General features: G+C 56.6%; 13 protein-coding genes and 1 tRNA gene. 10 read left to right on the top strand and 4 right to left on the bottom strand.

Translation table 11 applies throughout. The features are described from left to right. The first annotated feature begins 89 nt into the window (after window positions 1-89). From ABEB25_RS04105 to ABEB25_RS04075, 7 genes are all read left to right on the top strand, one after another. On the top strand, window positions 90-944 hold the full coding sequence (locus tag ABEB25_RS04105; RefSeq protein WP_345735110.1) for a sugar phosphate isomerase/epimerase family protein: 855 nt from the start codon (window positions 90-92) through the stop codon (window positions 942-944). Between the two features lie 28 nt (window positions 945-972). Further along, complete coding sequence (locus tag ABEB25_RS04100; RefSeq protein ID WP_345735109.1) at window positions 973-2,367, top strand: Gfo/Idh/MocA family protein; 1,395 nt, start codon at window positions 973-975, stop codon at window positions 2,365-2,367. Window positions 2,368-2,549: 182 nt separating this feature from the next. Then, the gene (locus ABEB25_RS04095; protein ID WP_345735108.1) at window positions 2,550-3,980 is read left to right on the top strand and encodes a sulfatase family protein; all 1,431 of its coding nucleotides are present in this window, start codon (window positions 2,550-2,552) and stop codon (window positions 3,978-3,980) included. 42 nt (window positions 3,981-4,022) lie between these two features. Continuing rightward, complete coding sequence (locus tag ABEB25_RS04090) at window positions 4,023-5,672, top strand: sulfatase family protein (protein ID WP_345735107.1); 1,650 nt, start codon at window positions 4,023-4,025, stop codon at window positions 5,670-5,672. Between the two features lie 18 nt (window positions 5,673-5,690). Then, window positions 5,691-7,256 (top strand): sulfatase family protein, encoded by a 1,566-nt coding sequence (locus ABEB25_RS04085; protein WP_345735106.1) that lies wholly within the window; start codon window positions 5,691-5,693, stop codon window positions 7,254-7,256. 46 nt (window positions 7,257-7,302) lie between these two features. Beyond that, the gene (locus ABEB25_RS04080; RefSeq protein ID WP_345735105.1) at window positions 7,303-8,823 is read left to right on the top strand and encodes a sulfatase; all 1,521 of its coding nucleotides are present in this window, start codon (window positions 7,303-7,305) and stop codon (window positions 8,821-8,823) included. Window positions 8,824-8,862: 39 nt separating this feature from the next. After that, the gene (locus ABEB25_RS04075) at window positions 8,863-10,851 is read left to right on the top strand and encodes a metallophosphoesterase family protein (RefSeq protein WP_345735104.1); all 1,989 of its coding nucleotides are present in this window, start codon (window positions 8,863-8,865) and stop codon (window positions 10,849-10,851) included. On the opposite strand, the gene thrC is transcribed toward ABEB25_RS04075, so the two are convergent. The 3 genes from thrC to ABEB25_RS04060 form a co-directional block, all read right to left on the bottom strand. Beyond that, on the bottom strand, window positions 10,848-12,206 hold the full coding sequence (thrC, locus tag ABEB25_RS04070; protein ID WP_345735103.1) for a threonine synthase: 1,359 nt from the start codon (window positions 12,204-12,206) through the stop codon (window positions 10,848-10,850). The genes ABEB25_RS04075 and thrC overlap by 4 nt on opposite strands. 68 nt (window positions 12,207-12,274) lie before the next feature. Then, the gene (locus ABEB25_RS04065) at window positions 12,275-13,645 is read right to left on the bottom strand and encodes a tetratricopeptide repeat protein (protein WP_345735102.1); all 1,371 of its coding nucleotides are present in this window, start codon (window positions 13,643-13,645) and stop codon (window positions 12,275-12,277) included. A 76-nt stretch (window positions 13,646-13,721) separates the two neighbouring features. Then, window positions 13,722-15,272, bottom strand: coding sequence for a DUF4331 domain-containing protein (locus ABEB25_RS04060; protein WP_345735101.1), 1,551 nt, complete (start codon window positions 15,270-15,272; stop codon window positions 13,722-13,724). A gap of 200 nt (window positions 15,273-15,472) precedes the next feature. Here ABEB25_RS04060 and ABEB25_RS04055 point away from each other — a divergent pair. Both ABEB25_RS04055 and ABEB25_RS04050 read left to right on the top strand, forming a co-directional pair. Next, window positions 15,473-15,546 (top strand) — tRNA-Gly (locus ABEB25_RS04055). Between the two features lie 1,197 nt (window positions 15,547-16,743). Further along, a complete protein-coding gene (locus ABEB25_RS04050) occupies window positions 16,744-17,439 on the top strand; it encodes a hypothetical protein (protein ID WP_345735100.1) in 696 nt (231 codons plus the stop codon). Window positions 17,440-17,862: 423 nt separating this feature from the next. Here ABEB25_RS04050 and ABEB25_RS04045 read toward each other — a convergent pair whose 3' ends face one another. Next, a complete protein-coding gene (locus ABEB25_RS04045; RefSeq protein WP_345735099.1) occupies window positions 17,863-18,078 on the bottom strand; it encodes a hypothetical protein in 216 nt (71 codons plus the stop codon). 640 nt (window positions 18,079-18,718) lie between these two features. On the opposite strand from ABEB25_RS04045, the gene ABEB25_RS04040 reads away from it, so the two are divergent. After that, the gene (locus ABEB25_RS04040) at window positions 18,719-18,979 is read left to right on the top strand and encodes a hypothetical protein (RefSeq protein WP_345735098.1); all 261 of its coding nucleotides are present in this window, start codon (window positions 18,719-18,721) and stop codon (window positions 18,977-18,979) included. The last annotated feature ends 10 nt before the right edge of the window (window positions 18,980-18,989 follow it).

Genomic DNA, 18,989 nt, shown 5'->3' with positions numbered 1-18,989 from the left:
GCTGCGTTCTCTTCTGCCCGCGCTGTGAAATCGCCGCAAAGCAAGTCTTGCGGTTTCCCCGGCGCTTTTCTAGTCTGCCGTCCCCATTCATGAAAATTGGCTTCAACCTCCTCCTCTGGACCGGTCACGTGACCGATGAAAACTTCCCTGTGATCGAGAAACTCAAAGCCGCCGGCTATGATGGCGTCGAGATCCCGATCTTCGATGTCAGCAACCCGGCCCACTTTGCCCAGATCGGCCGCGTGTTGAAAGACAACGGCCTGGAGGCAACGGCGGTGACGGTGCTGCCGGATGAGGCGCACAACGCCATCAGTTCCGTGGCGGCCAATCGCCAAGGTGCGATCGATCACCTCAAGCGCGTGCTGGAGTGCGCCCACAATGCCGGCGTGCAGACCCTTTGCGGTCCTTATTACCAGGTCCTGGGCCAGTTCAGCGGCAAATACCCGACGGAAGAGGAACTGAACAATGCGGCTGAAGTGCATCGCGCCATCTCTCCTGTGGCTGAGGCCGCTGGTGTGAAGTGCGCCATCGAGGCCCTGAACCGCTTTGAATCCCACCTGCTCAACACCATGGAACAGGCCGCTAGCTACGCGAAGCGCGTGGACCACGCCAATTTTGGCACGATGTACGACACCTTCCACGCCAACATCGAAGAGAAATGCCCCTTCACGGCCATCGAGACCGTGTTTAATTCCGGCAAACTCAACCACGTGCACATTTCTGAAAATGATCGCGGCACCCCTGGCCGTGGCCACATCAACATCACCGAGCAGATCCAGAAACTGAAGTCTCTGGGTTACGATGGTTGGATGACCATCGAAGCCTTCGGCGGTTCCCTGCCAGACCTCGCTGCGGCCACCCGTGTGTGGCGTGACTTTTTCCCATCTCCAGACCAGGTCTATCTGGAAGGCATCGAGGTCATCCGCAAAGCCTGGAACGCCTAATTTTTCCCGCTGTTAATCTGAACTAACCATGAATACTGAACCTACCCCCACCACACGCCGTGATTTCATCGGCAAAACCACGGCGGCAGCCACTGTCGCCACCGTTGCTAGCAGCGGGCTCACCATCGCCCAGTCGGCCAACGTGGCTGGCAGCGACCGCATCAAGGTCGGCCTCATCGGCACCGGTGGCCGTGGCTCAGGCGCTGCCAACCAGGCGCTGAGCACGAAGCAGGAAGGGGTGGTCCTCCACGCCGTGGCAGATGCCTTCAAAGAAAAGGCTGAAGGTGCCCTGTCCAACCTCCGCACCAAACATGCCGAGAAGGTGGAAGTGGATGACTCCCGCATTTTCTCCGGCCTGGATGGCTACAAAAAGGTCATTGATAGCTGCGACCTCGTCATCCTGACCACCCCTCCCGGCTTCCGCCCTTATCACTTTGAAGCTGCGGTGAATGCCGGCAAGCATGTGTTCATGGAGAAGCCTGTGGCCGTGGATGCCCCTGGCGTGCGCAAGGTCCTGGAGATGGCCAAGATCGCCGACGAGAAGAAACTCAAAGTCGTGGTGGGTCTGCAGCGCCGTTATCAGAACTGCTACATGGAAGCTCTGAAGCAGGTGAAGGAACAGAACATCATCGGCGATATCGTCTCCGGCCAGGTTTACTGGAATGGCGGCGGCATCTGGTTCCGTGATAAGCAGCCTAGCCAGTCCGAGCTGATGTATCAGATCAACAACTGGTACTTCTTCACCTGGCTCTGCGGTGACCATATCAATGAGCAGCACATCCATAACATTGACGTGGCCAACTGGTTCATCGGCGGTCACCCCGTGAGTGCCCAGGGCATGGGCGGCCGTGAGCAGCGTGTGGACAAGAAGTTCGGCCAGATCTTTGACCATCACTACGTCGAGTTCACCTATGAAAACGGCGTGCGCATCAACAGCCAGTGCCGTCACCAGTCCGGCGTGTACAATGCCGTGCGTGAAGAGTTCACCGGCACCAAGGGTAAGATCTACCTGGACAACAAGCCGAACTGCTACGCGGTGGACCACAAAGGCAACGTCATCTGGAAATATCGTCCAGGTTCTGGCGGTGCTGAAGAAGGCGAAGCCAAGGCCAAAAAAGGCCGTCGCACGGGAGACCCTGATCCGTATCAGACGGAGCACGACATCCTGCAGGCGGCTGTGCGTGACAACACGCCGATCAACAACGCCTACTACGGTGCGGAATCCACGATGACCGCCGTCCTGGGCCGCATGGCGACCTACTCTGGCAAAGAGATCAAGTGGGACGAAGCCTTCAATTCGAAGGTGCAGCACATGCCTGCCATCGTCACCGCTGAGACCGAGCCACCTGCGAAGCCAACGGCAGATGGCGGCTACCCTGTCGCTATTCCGGGTCTCAAGGTGGACGGCGTCGAAATCGTCTAACACGGACCTTCTGAAGAACCCCGGTCTGCCCTGGTGCAGGCCGGGGTTTTTTGTGCCTTCGGAAGGGTGGGGAAAGATTCGCCACAACTTTCCATTCTCCCGAAAGCTGGGCCTCGCTGGCTCGTTATCGAAAGCTCCATTTTTTGCGGCTGACCGTCGCCGTTAGAACCCCCTTTTTGTTTATGAAAACTCTCCTTGGTCTTTTGGCTTTTTGTCTGGCTCTCGTGGCTGGCCCTCATGCAGCGCATTCAGCCCCGCCTAACGTGGTGTATCTCATCTCAGATGACCACGCGTGGACGGATTATGGATTCATGGGGCATCAACAGATCGAGACACCCAACCTGGATAAGTTAGCGGCCCGCAGCGCGCTGTTCTCCAGAGGTTATGTGCCCACTGCTCTGTGTCGTCCGGCTTTGATGACTTTCGCCAACGGGCTCTATTCTCACCAGCATAAGACCACCGGCAATGACCCCACCCCGCTGCCTTCTATGACTGGCAAAGGCAAGAAGGGAAAAGGCAAAGGCAAGGCCGGGGATGAACCTGCTGAATACGCGGCCCTGCGTGAGCAACTGATCTCGCATGTGGAGCAGCACCCCACCATCGCTGGCGAGCTGCAAAAGCTGGGATACCTCACCTTTCAGTCTGGCAAATGGTGGGAGGGCAGCCCGGCGCGGGGCGGCTTCACAGCGGGCATGACCCGTGGTTTTCCCCAGCCTGGCGGACGTCACGGTGACGATGGATTGAAAGTGGGCCGTGAGGGGCTGGAGCCTGTGTTTGGCTACATTGACCAAGCGCTCGCTGCCAAAAAACCTTTCTTCCTCTGGTATGCGCCCATGATGCCCCACACCCCGCACACGCCGCCGGATCGTCTGTTCCAAAAATACAAGGCCAAGGGCATCGAGTCAGATCACGTGGCCAGGTATTATGCGATGGTCGAATGGTTCGATGAAACCTGCGGGCAGCTCATCGATAAGATCGAAGAAAAAGGGCTCACTGAAAACACCATCTTTGTGTACGTGGCGGACAATGGCTGGATTCAGGACCCCAACAGCCAGGGGTATGCACCGCGCTCCAAGCAGTCGGCCAATGAAGGCGGCACACGCCAGCCCATCTTGTTTAGCTGGCCGCGTGTCATCCAGCCGGGCAACCGGGGAGAGCAGCTTTGCTCCAGCATTGACATCATGCCCACCGTGCTCGCCGCCGTGGGGGCAGAGATCCCGAAAAGCCTGCCCGGGCTGAACCTGCTGCCCGTGTTGAAATCGGGCGAGCCTACCTCTCGCAAGGAAGTCTTTGGCGAGACCTTTGCCCACGATGTGGTGAGCATTGAGAAACCGGAAGACACCCTGCTTTATCGCTGGGTGGTGGATGGCAAATGGAAGCTGCTGCTGACCTATGATGGCAAGCTGGACCGCTACGCCAGCAGCCATCCGCGCACGGAAAAGCGCCCACAGCTTTTTGATCTGCTGGCAGACCCGCATGAAGATGTGAACCTGGCGGCGCAGAACCCTGAGGTGGTGCAGCGCCTGGCCGATAAACTCCAGGCCTGGTGGCCGGTGACGGAGCGGCAGGTGCTGACGAAGTGGACCGATGAGCCAGGTGTATGGCGCGAGTAATTCTGGGAATGTCCTGCTGGCTAACGAACTTTGATACCTCCTGTGAAACGTCTTTTTCTTCTTCTTTCCCTGCTGGTGTCTTGGCAGGCTGCTGCTGCGGCTCCAGCCAAGCCTAACATTCTGTTTGTCTTTGCCGACGATTGGGGGCGCTATGCCAGCATTTACGCGGAGTTGAATGGCAAAGGTGGGATCAATGATGCGGTGCGCACGCCTCACTTTGACAAGATCGCGAAGAAGGGCGTGTTGTTCCGCCATGCACATGTGAATGCGCCCTCCTGCACACCCTGCCGCAGTTCGTTGCTTTCGGGTCAGTATTTCTGGCGCACAGGTCGGGGGGCGATTTTGCGTGGGGCGGTCTGGGATGAGAAGATTCCGGCTTACCCGCTGCTGCTCCGAGGTGCGGGCTACCACATCGGCAAGAGTCACAAAGTGTGGGGTCCGGGATCTCCCTCAGATGCGCCTTATGGGGGCCAGCGTTACGCCTTCCAAAAAGCCGGCGGGAAGTTTAACAACTTCTCTGAAAACGTCACTGAAGCCGTCGCTGCGGGTCAACCGCTGGAGGCTGCCAAGCAGGAACTCTACGCAGAAGTGCGGGGTAATTTCCAAGACTTCCTAGCGGCCAATGACGGCCAAAAACCTTTCTGCTACTGGTTCGGCCCCACGAATGTGCACCGCACCTGGATTAAGGGCAGCGGCAAGGCGTTGTGGAATCTGGACCCCGAAGCCCTGAAGGGAAAAATGCCTCCCTATCTCCCGGACGTGCCGGAGGTGCGCGAGGACCTGACCGATTACTTTGGTGAGGTGGCGGCGCTGGACCAGGGCATCGGTGTTTTGTTGGATGAACTGGAGAAATCCGGTCAACTGGACAACACCCTCATCGTCATCAGCGGGGACCACGGCGCACCCGGTTTCCCTCATGGCAAATGCAATCTCTATGGCTTCGGCACGGGTGTCAGTCTTTCCATCACTGGACCCGGGGTGCAAGGCGGGCGGGTGGTGGATGACTTTGTGAATTTGACGGATCTCGCACCCACCTTTCTGGAGGCGGCTGGGTTGCCGATCCCTGAGGTCATGACCGGACGCAGCCTGTGGCCGGTTTTGAAGTCTAACCAACAAGGTTTGGTCGATGCCTCACGCACCTGGGTGGTGACAGGACGTGAGCGGCATGTGGAGAGTGCGCGGGCAGATTTCAGCCCTTACCCACAGCGGGCCCTGCACACGGCCGAGCATCTTTTTATCATCAACTTCCGGCCAGATCGCTGGCCCCTGGGAGATCCCTACCGCCTGGATGGCACGGATGAACCGACCGCGCAGGAGATCACCGAAGTCACCCGCACCACCCACCCCGACGATGATGCAGGCCCCACCAAAGCCTGGCTAGTGAGCGTGAGAAACACCACTCAGTGGAAGTCCCACTATGAATGGGTCTATGGCAAGCGGCCCAAGTATGAGCTGTACGACCTGAAGAAGGACCCGCACGAAACCAAGAACGTGGCTGATGATCCCGCCTATGCGGAAGTGAAGACACGGCTGGAAAAACAACTCATGGATGAACTGAGCCGGACGGGCGATCTGCGCTTGATCAATGATGGGGCCTATTATGAAAACCCACCCCTGGCTGGGCCTGTGGCAGAGCCCGCTGAAGGCAAGAAAAAGGGCCGGGGCAAAAAGGCAGCACCCGCCTCCGAATAATTTAAGACACCTCATTTCATGAAGCGCATTTTTGTATTGCTCAGCTCTTTGAATCTTCTCCTGCTCACAGCGGCAGCGGAGGAAAAACGGCCTAACATTTTATTTGCCATCGCGGATGACTGGGGTGCGCATGCGGGTGTGTATGGCACCCCCTGGGTGAAGACGCCGGGGTTTGATCGCATCGCCAAAGAAGGGCTGCTTTTTAAACATGCCTACACCCCCGTGGCGAAGTGTGCACCCTCACGGGCCATCGTGCTCACGGGACGCCATGCCTGGCAAAATGAAGAGGCAGGAAACCACATGGCCTTTTTCCCTGCCAAGCTGAAAAGCTGGCCGGAAGTGCTGGCTGAAAAGGGCTGGCACATGGGCATCACCGGCAAAGGCTGGGGACCAGGCAGCGCCCAAAATGCGGCTGGCAAGCCGCGCCAGATCACCGGCAAGCCTTTCAATAAACGCAAGGCTCAGGGGCTGACGGAGGAGATCGCGAACAACGATTATGCTTCCAACTTTGTGGACTTCCTAGAGGCTGCTCCCAAAGAAGGCCCTTGGTGCTTTTGGTATGGTTCCACCGAGCCTCATCGCGGCTACGAATTCCAGTCAGGCGTCAAGAAAGCCGGCAAGAAGCTCACAGACATTGACCGCGTGCCCGCCTACTGGCCAGACACCGAGACGGTGCGCCATGACATGCTGGATTACGCCCTGGAAGTGGAGCATACGGATTACCACTTGGTGCGCATGATTGCCGAGCTGGAAAAGCGCGGACAACTGGACAACACGCTCATCATTGTGACGAGTGATCACGGCATGCCTTTCCCGCGCGGGAAGGGCTACGCTTACTCCGCCTCGAACCACGTCCCTCTCGCCATCCGCTGGCCGGGTGGGGTGAAAAATCCAGGCCGGGTGATCGAGGACTTTGTCAACTTTACCGACATCGCCGCGACGCTGCTGGACGTGGCTGGCATCACCGAAAAAGAAAGCGGCATGATGCCCATCGCCGGGCGCAGTTGGCGGGAGATTTGGGAGAGCGAAAAAGCAGGTCAAGTCATCGCTTCCCGTGACCACACCCTCATCGGCAAAGAACGCACGGATGTGGGACGGCCCAAGGATCAGGGATATCCCATCCGTGGCATCGTGACTCAGGATACGCTGTATTTGAAGAACTTTGAGCCCACCCGTTGGCCAGCCGGGAACCCCGAAACGGGTTATCTGGATACCGATGGCAGCCCCACCAAGTCACTCATCCTAGAGATGGGGCGCAAGGACCGGAAGGACAAGTTCTGGCAGTTGAACTTTGGCCTTCGTCCGGGAGAAGAACTCTATGATCTGAGCGTGGACTCCGACTGCGTGCATAACCTCGCAGGCGAGTCTGTGCATGTGGAGCGCATCCGCTCCTTGCAGGAGCGGCTGACCACGGAGCTGAAGGCGCAGGGAGATCCTCGCATGTTTGGCCAGGGGAAGGTCTTCGATGAATATCCGGTGACGAGTGGCACTGGCTTTTATGAAAAATGGATGCGTGGTGAAAAGCCGAAAGCCAACTGGGTCAATGAGACGGACTTTGAAAAAGAGCCGCTGACCACGCCCTGAATGACACGGTAGCTTCCCCCTCTCCCTCGCTCTTTTTTGGATGATTATGAAACAGGCTTTTTTCCTCCTGGCCGCTTTGGCCTTCACCCTTTCCCCTCAGATCCAGGCTGCGGGGAAGCCTAATGTACTGTTCATCGCGATTGATGATCAGAATGACTGGATCGGCCACATGGGCGGGCATCCTTTGGCCAAGACGCCGAACATGGACAAACTGGCCGCACGGGGCACGACGTTTCTGAATGCCCACTGCAATGCTCCGCTGTGCAATCCTTCGAGAACGAGCTTGCTGTTAGGTCTGCGCTCCACCACCACGGGCATTTATGGCCTGTCGCCATGGTTTCGCACCCTGCCGCAGTGGAAGGACCGAGTGACACTGCCCAAGCATTTTGAGGCGAATGGTTATCGCACCCTCGCCACGGGAAAGATCTATCATGGCGGCACCGGTGGCGGTGCAGGGAAGGGCAAAAATAAAGCCAAAGCAAAGGGCGCCAGTGCCGATGAGTTTCAGGTCACGGCCCCTTATGGTGGCGTGGGGACGAAGCCGCCCGCGAAGCTCATTCCCCCGACGCCGATGGGGAACAATCCCCTCATGGACTGGGGCGTCTGGCCGCTGGACAATGATGATACCTCCAAGGGCGACTACCAGGTGGCAAGCTGGACGGTGGAACAGATCAAGAATGCCCCGAAGGATCAGCCATTCTTCTTAGCAGCGGGTTTCTTTCTCCCTCACGTTCCTTGTTATGCCACGCAGAAGTGGTTCGACCTGTATCCAGATGACGACAGCGTTTTGCCCAAGGTGCTGGAAGATGATCGGGGGGATACACCGCGCTTTTCCTGGTACATGCATTGGAACCTACCAGAGCCTCGGCTGAAGTGGGTGAAGGAAAACAACCAATGGCGCAATCTGGTGCGCAGCTACCTAGCCTGCACCAGCTTTGTGGATGCGCAGATCGGCCGCCTGATGACCGCGCTGGATGAGGCAGGCATCGCCGACAATACCATCATCGTCCTGTGGGGAGACCACGGCTGGCATCTGGGGGAAAAAGCCATCACGGGAAAAAACTCGCTGTGGGATGAGGGCACGCGGGTGCCGCTGATCTTTGCCGGACCTGGGGTGAAGCCGGGACAGCGCTGCACGCAGCCTGCGGAGCTGCTGGATATCTATCCCACCCTGCTGGAGCTGGCTGGGCTGCCCGCGCGCACAGACATCGAGGGCCTGAGCCTCATGCCGCAGTTGCAAAAAGCCGACACGAAGCGCGAGCGCCCCGCCATCACCAGCCACAACCAGGGAAACCACGGCATCCGCAGTGAGCGCTGGCGCTACATCCGGTATGCCGATGGCAGTGAAGAACTCTACGACATGCTGAAGGACCCTGAAGGCTGGAAGAACCTAGCGGCAGCGCCAGAGCATGCGGCAGTCATTGCCGACCATAAAAAGTGGCTGCCTAAAATAGATGTGCCTCCCGCACCAAACAGTGCCAGCCGCGTGCTGACCTATGACCCCGCCACGGATGAAGCGGTGTGGGAAGGCGAGACGGTGAAGCGCGGTGACGCGATCCCCGAATGAAGCACGAGCGAGTCCTGGTCTTTCGAATAACCAACTTTGATGAAAAACAATTCCTCCTCTGTCACTCGCCGTGATGCGCTGAAACTAACGGCTGCGGGCCTCAGCTCGCTGGCTTTCCAGCCCGCGTCGGTTTCAGCCCAGGATTCCTCACTTCCCTTCGGGGCTCAGTTTCCTGAGCTGGATTCTCTAGCCACAGGGGAGTGGTGGGTGGCTAAAACGAAGATGCCAGGCAAGGGGAAAGCCAAAGGCGGCGGTGCTAGCAAGCCCCCCTCCATGGATGTGCCGCGTGAGGACGTGGTGGCCTTTGCCCTCTACACGTATCAAGCCGGGGTGCTGAAGATGACGGCGCAGTTGTTTCCTCTCAAGCCCGGTGAGGTGCGCGAAGCTCGACTGGAAGTGCAGCGCGATGGCGCATGGAAAGAGGTCGCCAAAGCAGAGGTTCTGTATCCAGGATGGGACGTGCATTTCCGCGTGGAAGGGTGGGATGCCAGCGTCTCTGTGCCCTATCGCGTGCGCCATGGTGAGCGGGCGATGTTTGAGGGCCTCATCCGCAGAGATCCGGTGGATCAGGAAGAGATCGTCATCGCCAACATGTCGTGCAATTCCAGCCGCACGACCGGGCTCAGGCCGGAGATCATTGACAATCTGAAGGCGCAAAATCCCGACGTGCTTTTCTTTGCCGGAGATCAAACCTACCGCCACACAGAGCACACCGCTGGCTGGATTGAGTTCGGGCTTCAGTTCCGCGAGATCATGCGGGATCGTCCCACCATCTGCATCCCCGATGATCATGATGTGGGGCATCCGAATCTGTGGGGTGAAAATGGCAAACTCTCCACCCTGCCAGGCAATGCAGACGGCGGCTACATGTACCCGGTGGAGTATGTGAACCAGGTGCAGCGCCAGCAGTCCTGGCACCTGCCAGACTCGCCAGACCCCGCGCCCGTGGAGCGTGGCATCACCGTTTATTTCACGCGGATGACCGTGGGCGGTGTGGACATGGCCATTTTAGAAGACCGGAAGTTTAAGAGCGGCCCCTCGGGCAAGATCCCGCAGATGGGACCCCGCCCGGACCACATCAATGACCCCAGCTATGACCCGAAGACCATTGATCTTCCCGGCCTGCAGTTGCTGGGCGAGCGGCAGGAAAAATTCCTGCGGGACTGGGGGCAGGACTGGACCGGCGCAGCGATGAAGGCCGTGCTTTCCCAGACCGCTTTCTGCGGGGCCGTACACATGCATGGCAAGGAAAAGGACCGTCTGCTGGCGGACCTGGACTGCAATGGCTGGCCCCAAACCCCGCGCGACCGTGCGCTGGAGGAAATCCGCCGGGCCTGGGCCGTGCATCTTTGCGGGGATCAGCACCTGGCCGTCATGGTCAAACAGGGCATCAAGGAATTTGGCGATGGCCCTTATGCCTTCACCAGTCCAGCGCTGGTAAATACCATCTATGGCCGCTGGTGGCATCCGCTGGATGAGAAGCCAGGGCCGAATCCCGTCCCCGGGAGTCCCTTGCCCTGGACCGGAGATTTTAAAGATGGACTGGGCAACCGCATCAGCATGATTGCCTATGCGAATCCGCCCGACATTCAGGATGAAAAGCAGCGTGCCGATGGTTATGGCCTAGTGCGGTTTAACAAAAAGAATCGTCAAATCACCTTCGAGTGCTGGCCCCGTTTTGCCGATGTGAAAAAGGACCCCAAGGGGCAGTTCCCCGGCTGGCCGATCACCGTGGACATGCAGGGCAATGATGGCCGTAAAGTGGCTGGGTATCTGCCTGAGTTGGTCTTTGAGGGCGCGGCAGATCCCGTGGTGCAGGTCATCGAAGACAGCACCGGAGACCTGCTCTACACCGTGCGTGTCAGCGGCAGCCGCTTCCAGCCCCGCGTCTATGCCCTGGGCACCCACACCGTGAAGGTGGGGCGTGACCGCCCCGATGCGCAGACCTTGGCCTCCCTCCAGCCCACGCCTGGCGCGGAGGCCGCAGGTCAGCGCGTCATCCACGGGGCAGGGGAGAAGGGAAATTAAAGCGCCAGCTTTTCCCGGATGAAGGCTTTCACCGCCTGAGCTGTGGCCTCGAGGGGGTGGGTCTCCAGCGGCTTCTCCTTCAAGGTTTCCAGGCTGGGGTGCAGCGGTTCACTGCCCGTGGCCTGCTGCACCACTTCAGGGAACTTGGCGGGGCTGGCCGTGCTGAGCACCACACTCACGCGGTCCTTAGCCATGTCCGTAAAGGCGCAGGCGGTGTGGGGGTCCACCACATACTGGTAGTCCTGCCACACCTGGCCGATCACTTGCGCGATGGTGGCATCATCCATGCGGGAGGCACGTAGGCTGGACTGCGTTTTGGGCAGCGTCACCTTGTCGCCATTCTTCATGCGCAGCATGATCTCGCGCACGCGGTTCTGGTCCTTCCCCAGCATGAAGTAGAGGTAACGCTCAAAGTTAGACGCTGCCTGAATGTCCATGCTCGGAGCAAAGCTGGGGGACACGTCTCCTTGGCGATACTCGCCCGTTTCAAAGAAGCGATACAGGATGTCGTTCTGGTTTGTAGCCACCCGGAAGCTGCCGCAAGGAAGCCCCATCTGCTGCGCCAGCCACCCAGCCAGCACGTTGCCAAAGTTCCCCGTGGGCACGACGAACTCCGCCGTGGCGCGCACTTCAGCGGGCAGTTTCAACGAGGCCCAGATGTAATACACGCACTGGGCCAGCACGCGGGCGATGTTGATGCTGTTGACGGCGGAGAGGTTCACCTCAGAGATGAAGGTGGCATCGCCAAAACATTCCTTCACCACGCGCTGCGCATCGTCAAAGGTGCCCGGCACTGGGATGGCAAAGACATTGCTAGCACCCGTGCAGGCCATCTGGCGCTCCTGCAGCGGCGCCACGCGACCTGTGGGATAGAGGATGAAAATCTCGATGCCATCCTGGCCCATGCAGCCATGGATGGCCGCGCTGCCCGTATCGCCCGAGGTGGCACCCAAGACGGCTAGGCGCTGCCCTTTCAGCTTCACCTGGCGTTTGTAAAGCAGCCCCAGAAGCTGGAGCGCAAAGTCCTTGAAGGCCAGCGTGGGCCCATGCCACAGCTCCAGCACGTAGGTTTGGTCTGAGAGCTTTTTGAGCGGAGCGACATCGGGCGAATCAAAGCGGGAGTAAGCTTCCTTCGTCAGCGCGCGCCACTCCTCGGCAGGGATCTCCGGGGCGAAAATCTGGAAAAACTCCGCCGCCAGTTCCGGGTACGAAAGCCCAGCCCAGCCAGCTAGTTTGCCGGAAAGGTCCGGCAGCTTCTCTGGCAAAAACAGTCCACCATCCGTGGCCAGACCGGCTTCGACGGCTTCAGTGAAGGAATGGGGACGGGTCTGCCCGCGGGTGGAGATGTAAAACATGGTTGTCCCCCGAAAATGCCTAGCAACGCACGTAACTCAAGCCCGGAGGCAGGGAAAGCCGCGCCAGGTCATTCCGTCGTCGCCAGGGGCTGGGCCAGTTCATCCAGCGCTTTGACCGCTTTTCCTGAGTGCAGGGGGTGAAAGCGGGGGTTCAAACTCAATGCGCGTGCGAGCAATTTTTTCGCCCCTGAACGGTCCTTGATGGCCGCAGCGATGAGGCCCGCGTGGTAGTAGATTTCAGCATCGGGTGTGCCTGCACGGAGGGCGATTTCGATGGCTTTGCGAGCGCGCAAAAACTCCCCCTTTTGGTAAAGGGCCCAGGCCAGCGTATCGGCCTCATACACATTTTGAGTCTGAGCATGTTCTTCGGCAAAGGTCAGGGCCTTCTCCAGCTCGCGATCGTGGTCAGCATAAAAACGGGCCATCTGCGTGTGATCATGGATGCCTTGTTTCGCGTTCGAGAGGTGCAGCTTTTCCACCCGCTGGAAGAAAGCCTCAGCCTCCTGTTTCCGCCCGCGTAGGAGATGCAGATCCCCCATGCCGACGAGAGCCTCGTGGTTCTCTTCCTGCGTTAACACGGCCTGGTAGGCGGCGATGGCCCCGGCTTCATCATCCATGGCCACCTTGATTTTACCCTGCATCAAAAGCAGCGGCGCATGATCGGGTGTTTCACGCAGGGCTTTCTCCACGGCTTGAGCTGCGGGTAAAAGTGCGCCTTCGTGGAAGAGCATCATGGCCAGCCGGGTGTGGCACCAGGCGGTGTTCTCTGCATGGGGACCGCCTGCGTCAATGGCCTGCTGCATGAGCCAGCGCGCCTTTCTGGAATCTCCACTCAGCCACACCAGGTAGGCTCCACGGCTGTAGGCGGATAAATCAGGCCGCGCATCCATCATGGCCTGATAACTTTCATAGGCCCGTTCAAAGTCTCCCAACTCCACCGCTGCATCCCCGATGATGCCATGGGAAATGGGGTGTGTGGGGTCCACCTCCAGCGCCAGCTTGGCCCAGCGCACGCTTTCCTTGAAATCATGCCGACCGCCATAGACCCACGCCAGCCCATTCAGCGCCTCGGTATTCTGGGGTTCGATTTGCCATGCTTTTTGGTAGGCCTGTTCAGCCTGGGCATACCAGGAGGGGGCCTGGGTCTCCCGTTGTTTCTGGGCCAGGGCATCGCCTAGCTGGATCCATGAAGCAGCCTTTTGGGGGCGCTTCAGAGTCATTTGCTCCGCCTCGACCAGCAGGCGATCCGTCTTCGATACCGGACCCGACGGGCCTAGCATTTCCATCAGCGTCTTCACCTCCAGGACCACTGCGGGAGCGGGCTGCTCCACGGCAGCTTGTGCCGGAGTCACCGGGTTGATGATGGACCAGGTGATGAGGCCCACCGCCGTCACAGAAGCCAAAAGCACCAAGGAGGTGGGATAAGGGGGCTCGTTCATGAGAAATCTAAATAAAAAGGCCGGAAAAAAAAGGCGCGGCGGGTGCGGGGGCACACCGCCGCGCAGGGGAGTTTTCTCAGTCTGTGGCAGCCTTCCAAATGCGCATGGAGTCCTTCTCATTCCGCGTGCCTGCATGAGGCGTGGCAGCATATGGGAAGGTGCGGTTATACACTTGGTCATTGGAGGGAATGTTGTCCCCCACCACCGTGATCGTTTCAAAGGTCGGGCCACTGGCGACTGCTGTGAGCGCGATGTCCACCACATCATCACCAAAGCGGCGACCATTCGGCCAACCGGAAGGAATCATGTTGCCATTGCCATCGGCGATCGTGTCTCCGCCGATGAAACTCAGGCGGCTGTAGCCCTCATCGCCGGCCACTCTCACCGGTCCCGTCGTGGTATTCACGCGGATCACATCGGGGATGTAAACCGCCCGCAGGTCAGCTCTTCCAGTCGTGGCAAAGCCAGTGCCGAACACCGTATTGATCAGCACCGCCACCTCAGGATTTTCAGCAAAGCGAGCGAACGTGCTCTTATCCGTATTCGGCAGCGTGCGGTTGTAGAGGTCTTTGGAGCCCAGAGACACCAGCACTTCATTGAACAGCGGATTGCCCAGGCGATTCACCTGCACAAAGGCACTGGAAGAAGTCCGGGAAGGATACAAAATGGCCTGCGGACGGCGCACGGAAGCAAAAACTCCCACCCCCGTAGCCGCTGGCTGGAGAGCCCCTGTGTAAGCGATGCTCGGGAGCTGAGAAAGGGGAATGACGATGCCGTAATGCAGCACGTTAAAACCTTTAAAACCATCCACCCCATTGCCATCCTGGCCTAGCCCATCGGCCAGACTTCCCGTGTTATCGAGGATGCGACTGTCCAAAAGATCAAAGATCCCAGCCGTATCCGCATAGAAGCCATCTTCACGTGGCCCCGCAAAAACGGTCACGCCACTGGGCAGGTCATACGTGGTTTCTTGGGTGTAGGAATCCAGGGTCTCACGCGAGGTCGCACCTGAGATGGCACGGCCAGTTTCCGCGTCATTGTAAGCTGGCGTGGTGCGTGCGCCCACATTCGGCGGTGGCACCATGAGATTGCGCCCCAGGGTGGTCACACGCTCTCCCACATTGCGAGAGATGGTGTAAGTCTGCGTGTAATTTTGCCGTGCATCCCCCACATTCAGGATGGGGCCCACCTCCGTGCCACGGCCATAAGACAAGATGGTATCGGGGTTCTTCAAACTCGGACCTTTCACCGGATTCATGTCCGAGAAACGGAAGTTATACCGCTGGATCGTCACCCCCGTGACTGGATGGGCGATGTGGATGCAGTAAAGCGCATCATCGGCAAAACGATCATAAATGACCCCATCTCCAGGCTCCGAAAAAGGCCGCACACTCACCTCCACCACCAGCACTTTTTCTCCCGAAGGCCGCTGGCGGACGAAGGCATAGACATCCGTAAGATTCACCTGGGGATCTTGCTTGATGAGGGGCGCATCACTGTGGCTAGAGGCCTGAGCTTGAGGCATCCCCAGGGTGAGTAAGGTGGTGGCGACGGCCAGGAGCCGTCCAGGGCGTGTCTTCAACCAAGGGCGAAGGAGCCCCAGGGAAGGAGTGGAATGAGTTTTCATGAGAGTGTGGAGTGCAATGCCTCAGAACCCTTCAGCGGATGCTGTCACAGTTCTGGTTAGGTCCATTTGCGCCCACCCCCTGGCCTTGGATTCAAAAAGAACATTTTCTCCACCTTTCTCCTCGTCTGGGCATTCTCTTCCTGTCGCCTTGACATTCCCCATCGCATCGCCAAAATGCATGAACTGCTACTTCAAAAAAAGCGGGCGTAGTTCAATGGTAGAACACGAGCTTCCCAAGCTTGATACGTGGGTTCGATTCCCATCGCCCGCTCCACGTTGATAATGAACGTTTTAAGTTCTGGGCGAGGCCAAACTGATAACAAAACTGGTAACACGTTCGATTTTGTTCCTGGATGTTTGCGGATGTCTGTTTGCATTTAAAACGTGATGCGGGGATGGGGTGCTGAAGTGTGATCTGGCTCATTGAAAAGGTTCCAGGAACATCCATCCGAGAGCGCTAACCAGAAGTTTTCATGCCCCTCTGGCGCTTCCTGCGAAGCACCTAGTTTTTCAAGCGAAGCCGGTCGGAGATCATCTTTGATGTGCTCTCGCAGCCGCTGGCCTCAGCGATAGGGACAGTCATGCAAAAGAAATAAGCGGCAGATCCGCTACTCGAGAGATCGCACCAGTTACCTTCCACAATTGTCGCCACACGTCTGTGATCACGCTCAAAGAAGCGGGTTTTCACATGGCCGTGGTCATGTAGCTCATCGGTGACGATAGCGAGGAGATGAGCGCTCACTATACGCACGTTGGTGACGAGGCCATGAAGAAGGCGGCTGCGGCGATGCCAGATATCACCGCATAGATCCGGGGACATCTGTCGAGAACGTGAAAATCCGCGTGGAACATTTGAGCGCCTTTTTTTATAAGGTGCCTATTGTTATTATATATAACCCATCCTTTACATAAATCATCAAAATTATTGAATTGTGCTCATAATTTTTTGAAACTTAGTGTTGAAAAGAATTAGCGACACATCCTTATTTAAAGTGTTCCACAAAGAATGGAGCTGCTGCTGGAATCACAATCTGACAGTATTGTGGTAGTTTATGGAGGAATAGGTTACGTGCGAATGTGCCTTGCCTTCCAGAAACTGCCTTCTTTGACATAACCAACGATGTTAGCAACTCACTCTTCACAGAGTATTACCGCGCCTTATTACGGGGGGCAGGATGAGTACGTGAGACTTCCAAAAAGCGGACTCCGATTTTGGGGTCTCTCACGTAGTTGTCTGAACTCTCTAATCTTGCCGAGCTTAACCAATGGGAGGCCATTAGTTAAGTCGATTGTTGTTAAGAAGCCAGGAGCCGTAAAAGGTATCCGTCTTGTTTCAATCGAATCGTTAAGGGCATATTTAAACTCCCTTTGCGATACTCAAGTCGAGCCATGATTAATTCACTATTAGCAAGTGTAATTATTACAAAAGAAGGAACTTATTTGTTTAAGAGCCTCAGAAAACTTGTCAAAAATGCAACCAAGTCATAAAAGTGAATCAGAAGTCAAAGTCGAAATCGATGAAGAGAAAAAAGCTCAATTGGCTACCCTTCAACAAGATGTCGAGCGCGTCACCAAAACTCGGCAATCAGGTAAAGCCCTGCGTGAAATTCACGAGCGTGAGCTCTACAGGGTATTATATGACAGTTGGCTTGCTTACTGTGACAATGTCCTAGATATCACTCCGCAGAGAGCTCATCAATTGATGCAGGCTGCTAATCGAGCTGACTATCTCGTAAAAGAATGCGGCTTTGATGACGCTATTGTTCCTGAAACGGAGCGTGCGTTGCGGTTGTTAGTTGCTCTTCCCAAAGATCAAGCTGCAAAAGCCTTAAAAGCGGCGGTGCAAAAAAATGGTGGTAACCGCCCTACCTTTTGTGCTCTTGCAGCAGCGATTAATGAAATCACAGGCCAAAAGCCAGTTGATAAAGGAGCAAAAAAGAAAATTAAAGTAATTGAAGCTGCGGATCAGATGTTTGCTGTTCTGGATGAGGCTCCTGCTGAAGAATACTCATTAGGAAGTCTGAAAAAGCTCAAACGGCTGGCTCGGACGCTGACTTCGAAAATCAGTGCCCTGGAAAACTGTGAAGAAGAGGATGAGATGCCAGTCATCGTTGCCCATGGAAAATGTGAGAACAACCCAGTAACAGAAAATTCAGCTGAGTTGTAAGTCCATTAAGGCTTCTCATATTTCTGTGGCCCATATTAAAGAGCCCGGTACCGCAAGGTGCCGGGCTCAATTTGTTTCTGCACACATCAACCATGGTTGATGTTGAGAAAATTACGCTTACCTAGCCTCCCAGTTGGTCTTAATGGTGATAATTCAATGGTTTATTTGGCACCGCGATAAGCGCCTCAAGAGATCGAGCTTCTAAAACGCATGGGGGATTCCTCGTGCAGCTCCCCAGACACCGGCACTACTGGGGAACAAGACCGCCTAGATGGTGGAGACGACCTATGGCGCGGTGCTGCAAACCCTGGACCCGATCAGTGATGACGAGATCCTGCGGCGGGTGGCGTGAGGTTAAATGACAAGGCTGCCCAGGCATTCTGGGCAGCCTACAATTTGATCTATGAGCAGTGCGAGGGCACCTTAAAGGATGCGCAAGACTTCTCTGGAGCCATCGGCGTTTTCGAGGATCACTTTGCCCTTGGCTGCTTGCTGATCCAAGATCAGTTCATACAGCGCAAGAGCTCGGCGGAAGACCTCTAAAATGGTCGTGGCTCGACTTTTTGTCTGGACCAGTTCCAGGTGAGCTTTCGCCTCTGGAAGGAGATCGAGACTTAAACGAATTTTATCTTTTTTCAATTTTCCAACTATGGATGCATAAGCCAACGCAGCTCAGCCACGCGAAAAGTAATATCCACACCATGTAGGGTGGAGTTTGGAGCCAAGCCAACAATCCAAGGCTTGGGACGAGGAGTATAAACATCAGCGTGATGTTTCTTCTAATGGGAACTTTTTCCCTGCTATGAAGTGTCAGCACGCAGTCTGCTAGCGTTTCTGACCAATTTTTTTCGTATTCTCCGAGACGATCGGGTTGAGTTGGCTTATTAGGTTTAGGTAACGTTGGCATTTTGGGAGGATTAATCCCCCTGTTTAGTAGCCGCGATCTAACGAACGGTGGGTACTAATTGGGAGGCAATGGGTAAACAATGAGTGTCGCTCTTCATGTGATGATGGATTGATAGTTGATTGTGTTGTTGTGATAGGTCTTAGAGATCTTTCGTCTATGTAATTCGTCGATCAGACAGACCTGTTGTGTGCCTCCTGACAGATGCTTGATTTGTCAGGAGCTCCTCCCTGGCAATTGAAAGAGCAATTGTAGTTTACACCACTTTTAACCCACGTCAAATGTGGGTTTAGTGTTTTCTGCGATTGATGCGGTGAAATCGCATTTGATTTTGTGGCGTTCGTGGAAACTGTGCAAACGAACAGTTTAACCGTCATGAAGAATCTTTATCCTGTCATTTATGGAACCGAATGCCCTGAAGCTCTGGAAGCGCAGCAACGGCTGGCTGCTTGGCTGCAGGGGTTGACGCCTCAGCAACGAAGCAAGCTGCGGAAGGAGTTTTTGGAGCCTGAGAAGGTGCGAACGCGGACGCTGAGCCTGAAGGCCCAAGCGGAGATTGAGGCGCTGACGGGGTTTTCTCTAGCGGTTCAACCCTATACGGAGCGGCCGGACTGGGGGCTGGCCATCCGGGCTTGAGCCGCTTTTA

The organism is Prosthecobacter algae (assembly GCF_039542385.1).
GTDB classification, from domain to species: domain Bacteria; phylum Verrucomicrobiota; class Verrucomicrobiia; order Verrucomicrobiales; family Verrucomicrobiaceae; genus Prosthecobacter; species Prosthecobacter algae.
Note: the sequence above shows the minus strand (reverse complement) of the source record. Positions and strands in the feature narration are given on the sequence as shown.